This is a genomic window from Pseudonocardia sp. ICBG601, assembly GCF_020496245.1.
Map to the genome: position 1 here is coordinate 1 of NZ_JAHLJA010000224.1, position 2,921 is coordinate 2,921.

Annotated in this window: 3 protein-coding genes and 2 pseudogenes; all 5 read right to left on the bottom strand. The window is 73.9% G+C overall.

Annotation, left to right across the window (positions count from 1 at the left end; genetic code table 11):
* Positions 1 to 207 (bottom strand): hypothetical protein (locus KPL57_RS62030; RefSeq protein WP_226359090.1); only part of this gene is annotated, 207 nt, incomplete at its 3' end.
* A 4-nt stretch (positions 208 to 211) separates the two neighbouring features.
* A pseudogene (locus tag KPL57_RS73550) lies at positions 212 to 580 on the bottom strand (AMP-binding protein); the annotation flags it as partial.
* Between the two features lie 61 nt (positions 581 to 641).
* Positions 642 to 890, bottom strand: coding sequence for an AMP-binding protein (locus tag KPL57_RS62040; RefSeq protein ID WP_374203973.1), 249 nt, complete (start codon positions 888 to 890; stop codon positions 642 to 644).
* Positions 891 to 1,164: 274 nt separating this feature from the next.
* The gene (locus KPL57_RS62045; protein ID WP_226359092.1) at positions 1,165 to 1,602 is read right to left on the bottom strand and encodes a condensation domain-containing protein; all 438 of its coding nucleotides are present in this window, start codon (positions 1,600 to 1,602) and stop codon (positions 1,165 to 1,167) included.
* A 916-nt stretch (positions 1,603 to 2,518) separates the two neighbouring features.
* A pseudogene (locus KPL57_RS73555) lies at positions 2,519 to 2,818 on the bottom strand (phosphopantetheine-binding protein); the annotation flags it as partial.
* Positions 2,819 to 2,921 lie beyond the last annotated feature (103 nt).

Genomic DNA, 2,921 nt, shown 5'->3' on the forward strand with positions numbered 1-2,921 from the left:
GCCGTCGGGCACCGGCCGCAGCCAGCCGTCGAGGACGTGGGCCGCGGTGTTGGTGATGGCGGTGCCGACCGTGGAGGTGGCGCTGTCGATGGTGCCCGCGCCGAGGGTGTTGATCGTGTACTCGGTCGGCCCGTACAGGTTGTAGCCCCACGTCCCCTCGGTGTTCGCGCAACCGCGACCACACCGACTCCGGCACCGCCTCACCACCGAGCAGCACCAACGGCGGCACGTGCGGACCGTCCAACAGACCCGCGGCGAACAGGTGATGGGCATAGGTCGGGGTCACGTTCACGACGTCGACCGCGTGCTCGGCGCAGTAGGCCACCAGACGCTCCGCGTCCCGGCGCAGCTGCTCGTCACACACGTGCACCTCGTGCCCCTCGACCAGCCACAGGAGCTCCTCCCACGACATGTCGAACGCGAACGACACCGTGTGCGCGATCCGCAAAACACGACCACCCGCCGCCTCGATCGTCGGGGCGAAGATCTCGCGGCGATGGTTGACCTGCATGTTCGTCACCCGCGGAACGGAGTGACGACACCCTTCGGTTTCCCCGTCGACCCCCGACGTGAAGATCACGTACGCAGGGTGGTCCAGCCGCCCGGGGTACCGGGCGCGAAAGCACCCAGCTCCTCGTCGGTCAGCGGCGTGTCCGGGACACCGTCGTCAGACAACCGGCCTCGTCCAGCGCACCTGCGGCACGGACGGATCGAAGCGGGCGGCGACGGTGGAATCGGTGACCACACAGCGCCGCACCCGACGCGTCGAGGATCTCCGCGAGCCGCTCGTCGGGATGGTCCAGCTCCAACGGCACGTAGGCCGCACCGGCACGCAGCACCGCGAACAACGCGACGACGTTGGCCGTCGAGCGCGGCAGACCCAGCGCCACGACGGTCTCGGGGCCGGCACCGCGGGCCGCAGGACCCGCGCGGTGCGGGTGACCCGGGCGTCGAGCTCGGCGAAGGTCAGACGGGAACTCCCCCGCCACCAGGGCGGTGCGGTCCGGGCAGGTCGCGGCCCGCTCGGCGAGCAGCTCGGCGATCGTGGCGTCCGGGACCGGGTGGCGGTCGCACCGGTGTCAACGGCGACGCCGAGGTCGACCGCGGCGAGCGGGGCGTCCGGCGCGGCGGTGAGGGCGTCGAGCACCGCGACGAAGCGGTCCATCAGCGACCGTGCGGTATCGGTGTCGACCGCCTCCGGACGGTGTCGACGGTCAGCTCCATGTCGTCGAACGGGTTGACCGCGAACGACAGCGGGAAGTGGGAGTCGTCGAGGGTCTCGACGTCGGCCATCCCGTGCCGCTGCGCGGCCTCGGCGAACGCGTCCCAGGCGTTGCGCAGGGTGAACAGGGTGTCGAACAGCCGCGGACGGCCGGTGGCCTGCTGGATCTGCCCCAGCCCGAGGTACTCGTGCGCGACGAGGTCGGCGCGCTCGTCGGCGAGGCGGCGCAGCACGTCGGCGCCGGTGTCGGTGGGGGCGAGCCGGACCCGGACGGGGACGGTGTTGAGGAAGAGCCCGACGGCATGCTCCACCCCGGCGATCTCGTCCGGTGCGAGCGGCCATCGGCGTGCCGAGCACGACGTCGTCGCCGCCGGTGGCATGGCCGAGCACGACGCCGAGCGCCGCGATCAGGACGGTGTTGATGGTGACCCCGTGCCCGGCGGCGACGACCCGGACCCGGTCGGACAGCGGGACCCCGAGCCGGGTCCCAATCCGGGCCGAGGGTTCGGTGAAGGACCGCTGCTCCTCGCCCGCGACCAGGGTCGGGGCGGCGAGGTCGGCGTAGGCCGCTCCCCACACACTCGCGCGAGGTCTTCTCGTCCTGGTCGGCGGTCCAGCGCAGGTACGTGTCGTAGCCGGGCCGCCGCGGGGCTCTCGCCACCGTCGTGCAGGGGGGAGGCGGCGTCGACGACGCGCATGGCCGAGGCGCCGTCGAACAGCTGGAAGTGGTTGGTGAGCACCAGCCGGTCCCTGCGGCCGTCGGGCGTGCAACGAGGAGCAGGCGGAACAGGGCACGGCGGCGGGCGCGTCGAGCGGGATGGGGCGCGCCCGCTCCTGCTCGGCGGCCTCGCGGGCACCGTCCACGGACGCCACGGACAGCTCCGGCACCGGCAGGTCGGGGAGGTGACCCCGGACGACCTGGACCGGGCGACCGCGGTCGTCGGTGGTGAACCCCACCCGCAGCAGCGGCGTGGCCGCGACCAGCCGGGCCAGCGCGTCCCGGAGCCGCTCGCGGTCCAGGGTGCGGTCCAGGGTGAACACACAGGTCTGCAGGATGTAGACGCCGCTGCCGGCCGTGTCACCGCCGGTGGCCCTCGGCGGCGTCGTAGACGGACTGGAAGTAGAGCCCTCCTCTGCAGCGGGACATCGGCCAGACGTCGGTGGGGTGCGCGTGCCCCGCCGACCGCTCGCGCGCGAGCGCGGTCGACGTCCCGGGCCGAGCCCGAGCAGGTCGCGCAGCAGCCGGGTGTCGGTGCGGACCGTCTGCGGTGCCGTGCCCGCGACGCGGGCCATCCCCGCCGGGGTCCGGTGGGCGAACACGTGCGAGGTGCGGACGTCGAGTCCGGCCTCGCGCGCGGCCCGCACGACCCGGGTGGCGAGGATGCTGTCGCCGCCGAGGGTGAAGAAGTCGTCGTCCGGGCCGACCCGGGCAGCACCGAGGACCTGGGCGAACGCGGCGCACAGGTCCGCTCGACGTCGTCGGCGGGCTCGCGGTCCGCGGTGACGGGGCCCCCGCCGAAGTCGGGCTCGGGCAGGGCGCGGCGGTCGAGCTTGCCGTTGACGGTCAAGGCAGCCGCTCCAGCACGACGATCGCAGCCGGGACCATGTACCCGGGCAGGACGGCGCCCAGCGCGGTGCGCACGGCGGCGGGGTCGGCCGTGGTGCCGGGGGTCGGCACGACGTAGCCGACGAGCCGCCG

Bases quoted from the DNA above. Each gene is read 5' to 3' on its own strand.
- KPL57_RS62045 (WP_226359092.1), bottom strand. From the start codon at position 1,602: ATGCCACCGGCGGCGACGACGTCGTGCTCGGCACGCCGATGGCCGCTC.